General features: G+C 66.7%; 3 protein-coding genes. All 3 read right to left on the minus strand.

Features of this window, described 5'->3' with window-relative positions:
* Positions 1–354: 354 nt before the first annotated feature.
* Entirely contained in the window at positions 355–996 is a 642-nt protein-coding gene (locus FCI23_RS54065; protein WP_136731539.1) for a TetR/AcrR family transcriptional regulator, read from the minus strand.
* 290 nt (positions 997–1,286) lie between these two features.
* Positions 1,287–1,712: a recombinase family protein gene (locus tag FCI23_RS54070; protein WP_246144907.1), complete on the minus strand. Its 426-nt coding sequence runs from the start codon at positions 1,710–1,712 to the stop codon at positions 1,287–1,289.
* A 1,043-nt stretch (positions 1,713–2,755) separates the two neighbouring features.
* Positions 2,756–4,765 (minus strand): helicase-related protein (locus FCI23_RS54075; RefSeq protein WP_136731540.1); only part of this gene is annotated, 2,010 nt, incomplete at its 5' end.

Below are 4,765 nucleotides of genomic sequence, written 5' to 3' on the forward strand. Positions count from 1 at the left end.
ACCAGACCTACCAAGCCATCGCCGGCCTGGTCTCCGACCGCGCGGCCATGCGGTAATCAACCACCAGCCAACCCGCCAGGCCAGCACAGCCCGACCTCAATCGAGCACCACGTCGTTAGAGGCCGCGCGAATAGGTGGGGTGGAGGAAGGTGGGGGCACCTCCCAGCGGTAGCTGGGGGAGGATGCGACGCGATGGGGGTGCCCCCTGCTCGAGCGGAGCCGAGAGCTTGGTGGGGGCACCTCCCGGACGGAGTCTGGGGGAGAGTCGTCGACCGACACCGACGACAACACTTCCAGACGCCCCCGCCGACGGAGTCGGCTGATGTCACAGCTCGGCACGCGACGCCGCCCCACCTATTCGCGCGGCCTCTTAGTGTTGTTTTTTCCGCGAGAGCTACCGGGACCCCTACGACCGGGCAGGACAGCCAAGGCTGTTTCGGCGATCGCGCGCAGCGAGTCGGGGCTGCTTCCGCCTTTGCCCAGCGCTTCGATCCCGCGCAGCACAGCCAGTAGGAGTCCGGCGAGTCGAGTGGGGTCAGCGTCCTGCTTGATGTCGCCCGCCCGCTGCGCTCCCGCGATGCAGGAAGAGATCAGTTCCTCGATGGCTGCGAACGTCCGGCGGGCCGTCGCCGCGACGGCCGGATCCTGTCCCGACAGCTCGGCGGTGCCCTTGGCGAGCAGACAGCCACGCAGACAGACGTCCGAGGCGGTGGCGTTCGCCACCGCCAGTACATGCGCGCGCAGCCGTTCAAAGGCGCTGGCATCCGGGCCGTCGAGCGCCCGGCGCACGGCCTCGATCAGCCCGGCGCAATGGTCGTCGAAGGTGCGCAGGAACAGTTGGTGCTTGTCGCCGAAGGCACCGTAGAGGCTGCCCTTGCCCAGACCGGTGGCCGTGGCGATGTCGTCCACCCTCGCCGCCGCGTAACCGGCCGACCAGAACTGGTCCCTGGCGGCGCGCAGGACCTCGCCTTCATCGAAGCTTCGGGATCGTGCCATGGCCTCACGATACCCATTCTTGACGGCCTCGTCCAGAATCGACTACGTTCTGGACGAGGCGGTCAAGAAAAATCGGCCGTCCGTCCCATCGCGCCTATAACTCCGGCCAGGTGGCGTGTAGGGCTGGGTAACTACTCTGGACTGTGGTCGCGCGGTTGAAGGGCGGCGAAGTCGGCGTGCGCCTGTGTGATGGCCTCCGGGTACGCCTGGGTCTTCGTCGTACTCGGCGAGGGCCCGGTAGATGCTCGACAGGCTCGGGTTCTGCCCCTTGCGCTTCCCTATGGGGATGATCAGGTCGGTCTGAATCTGCTCGACCGTCTCGCCGTTCGCGCGGCGGCGGAGCACTGTGCGCAGCATGTCATCGGTGATGACCGGAGGTCGGCCGCCGTGGTTGCCCTTGCGGGCCGCGGTGTCCAGCCCTTCGAGGGTGGCCTCGCGAATGCTCTCGCGCTCGGTCTCGGGCGATCGCCGCGAAGAACCCGAACAGCAGGCGGCCCCGTTCCGCTGGGGTCGTACATCCCCTGCAGGGGCCCGGCGAGCATCTCCAGCACCAGGCCGTGCGCGGTGAGGTGATCGGCGAGTGCGGTCAGCTCGGCGGCATCCCGCCCGAGGCGCTTCATCTCGTACACCGTGAAGATCACCCGGCAGTGCGGCGCGTGGGCCTTGATCTCCCGGGCGGCGGCGAGCGCGGCCTCGAAGTGCGGGCGGACCCGCACCCGGGTGCTGATCTTCTCGGAGAAGATCTTGTCCCGGGGGATTCACGCGCACCCCGAAGTTCAAGAGGATCTCCTTGCGCGCTTGCACGTCGAGGGCCTTGTCCCAACGGTCCGCGACAGTCTCTCCGGCCGGTCGCTGGACCATCTCCGGCGGTCGCTGTGGCTCGGCCTCCTGTCTCGTGCAGTTTACGGGGGCCGGCGGGCATACCCACAGGTCAGCTGAGGAAGGACAGCCGTACCTTGCGCCGCGGGTTGCGGAGGTTGGTGTCCGCCAACCTCCGCAAAGACAACCCGCAGCATAGCCAGGTGTCTCCAGGCCCAATCCTGGTGGGCGGTTCTGTACAGCAGTACGTGGGAACCGGCGATGAGGGTGTTATGTGCGGGCTGCTGTACCGACCTGAACGAGTTGCTGGCGCAGCAGAGGCAGAGTCGGAGGGCTGGCGCCTGCCGTAGGCTGCCACCCACTGTCCCTCGGTTCTACAAGCCCGGTAAACGAGGGCATCGAGATCCTCGCTCCGCTCGCGCCCACCCTGCCCGAGGCAATCGCGGCCTCGGGCGCAGAGCGCCGCCTGCTACTGGACGGCACCCTGATCCCGACCTGGCGCTGCGCCGGCCTGGCCACGCAGGCCAACCCCGACCCCCTCTACAGCGGCAAGCACCACCACATGGCGTAAATGCCCAAGCTCTGACCACCACAAGCGGGGAACTGCTCTTTCTCGGCGACGCGCCCGGGATCGACCCACGACCTGACGGGCGGCCCACGCCGGCGGCATCGCCCAGGCCGTCACCGACGCCGACGTGGAGACCACCGCAGACTCCGGCTCCGCTGGCACTGTGCGCACTCCCATCAAGCTCCCGAAGGGCCGGGACACAACGGCTGGGAGAAGTAGGCCAACTCTGCCCTCGCCAGGCTCCGCGCCCCTGCCGAGCGCGTCTTCGCCGAACTCGGGCGCTGGGGGCGGGTGCTCGACCTGTTGAGGATCACCCCGAACCGCATTACCGCCGCGCTTCACGCCCTCCTAGTTATCACACAAAAGCGATCTTCACTCGCAAGTGGGTAGATCGGAAACGCTCAGCACAAGCGCCGCAGTGAGGATCTGCGGTGGCTTCGTCGACATCAGTTGCTGCTGGTCGAGCAGTGCGAGACGTTTCCGAAGCCGTACATCGAGCTCGACAGCCTTGCGGTGGAGGCTCTCGGAGGACTCCTTGGGCTTCTCGCCCTTCCGTTCCTTCTCGGAGGCCGCCGCAGCATCGAGGAGCAGCCGCTCGCTCTCCGAGATCAGGCGCTTAGTCACCAGTTCCCGGGCCTTGATCAACTCTGCCAGGCGACGGGGCTGGACCTCGGCCAGGTATTCGGGAAGCTGGTTGGCGATGATCCAGCTGGTTGCCTTGTCTTCGGCGTCTGCGAGCCAGGGAAGTCCGCATGCGATGTCGGCCGCCGCACCGTTGGGCACCGCGGCGCAGTCGAGGTACGGCGCGGGGCCGGCCGGGTGCACGGTGCCGTGGCTGTCGACATAGGCGTAGGCGAACCGTCGGGCCACCGACTCACCGGTGGCGTCCGCGACCTCTTCGACAACCCCGACGAGGAGGTGCGGTTCTTCGAGGGTGGCCGAGACGAGGACGGTACCCTGGTTAAGGGCGCCCCCGAAATTCCGGATGGTTTCGTTCATGACGGCGTCGTGCAGCGGGTGGCCGGGGGCGAGCAGGTCGGCGCGGGCGCGGTCGTCAGGCTGGACGTGGCTGAGGTCGAAGGTGACGCGGTCGTACTTGGTGGCAATCGGTCCGTTGCCTGCTGAGCGGATGTGCTGGGGCACGTTGGCTATCTCGTAACGCCCCTGTTCGCGCTTGACGATCCGGCCACCGAGCCGGGTGAAGGCGTTCTTGAAGGTCGATTCGATGTCGCGCGGCTGAAGGCGTCGGGCGCGGGCTTCGTCCATCGCGGCACGCAGGGCACGAAGATCGGCATCCGAGAAATGCTCCGAAGCGAGCGCACGCTCGTCCAGGAGGCCTTTGAGGCCGTCTCCGACGGTGGTGTCGATGACCTCATACATCCGATCCTTGACCTCTGGCTGCTCACCGTACTGGATGGCATCGAGAAGCAAGTCTCGCAGCGGGGTCTCGGCGAACGCCTCTCCCAGAACATCGAAGACCTTCCCGCCGTACGTCTCGCGCATCTGGTCGAGTTTCTCCAGCAGGCGCGTGAAGACCTCGCCCTCGCGGGTGTTGGAGGCGACGAGGTTCCAGAGGCGGCAGACTTCCTTCTGGCCGATGCGGTGGATGCGGCCGAAGCGCTGCTCGATGCGGTTGGGGTTCCAGGGCAGGTCGTAGTTGATCATCAGGTGTGCGGCCTGCAGGTTGAGTCCCTCGCCGGCGGCATCGGTGGCCAGCAGGATCTGAACATCGCGGTTCTTGGTGAACTCTTCGGTGATCTGCCGCCGTTCGGCCCGACGTACGCCGCCGTGTATGACCTTGACGGCATCGGTCCTCCCCAGAAGCGGCCCGATCTTGCCCTGCAGATAGTGGAGGGTGTCGCGGTGCTCAGTGAAGATGATGAGTTTCCGAGGCCGGCCATCGGCGTCCGTCACCAGAGCGTGGTCCCGGAGGAGGGCGGACAGCTCGGTCCACTTGCGGTCCGTACCCGCCTCGCGGACCCGCTCCGCCGCCTTCACCAACGCCCTCAGCTCGATGAGCTCGGCGTCGAACTCATCGACCGTCTGCGCCGCCGTCGCGGCATCGAGCAGTTCCTCCTCGATCTCCTCGATCTCTTCGGCATTGAGGTCGCCATTGTCGAAGTCGGCGAGGTCGACGGTGGGCATGCTCTGGCGAGAAGTACCGTTAAGGATCTCCTGCTTCCTACGCTCCAGGCGCCCGGTACGCCGCACGAGGCTCTTGTAGATCGCCTCGGGGCTGGAGGCCAGACGTCGCTGCAGAACGGTAACGACGTCGTGCGCGGTAGCTGAGACCCCGGTCTGAGCATGCAAACGGCCGTGCGAGACGATCATGATTGTGACGTCAAGAGGGGCCCGCACGGCCTTGAGCCATCGTATCTGCAC

Source organism: Actinacidiphila oryziradicis, from assembly GCF_005047355.1.
Taxonomy (GTDB): domain Bacteria; phylum Actinomycetota; class Actinomycetes; order Streptomycetales; family Streptomycetaceae; genus Actinacidiphila; species Actinacidiphila oryziradicis.

What these genes read in the sequence shown, in the direction of transcription:
- FCI23_RS54065 (WP_136731539.1), bottom strand. Translation starts at nt 996, where the DNA reads ATGGCACGATCCCGAAGCTTCGATGAAGGCGAGGTCCTGCGCGCCGCC.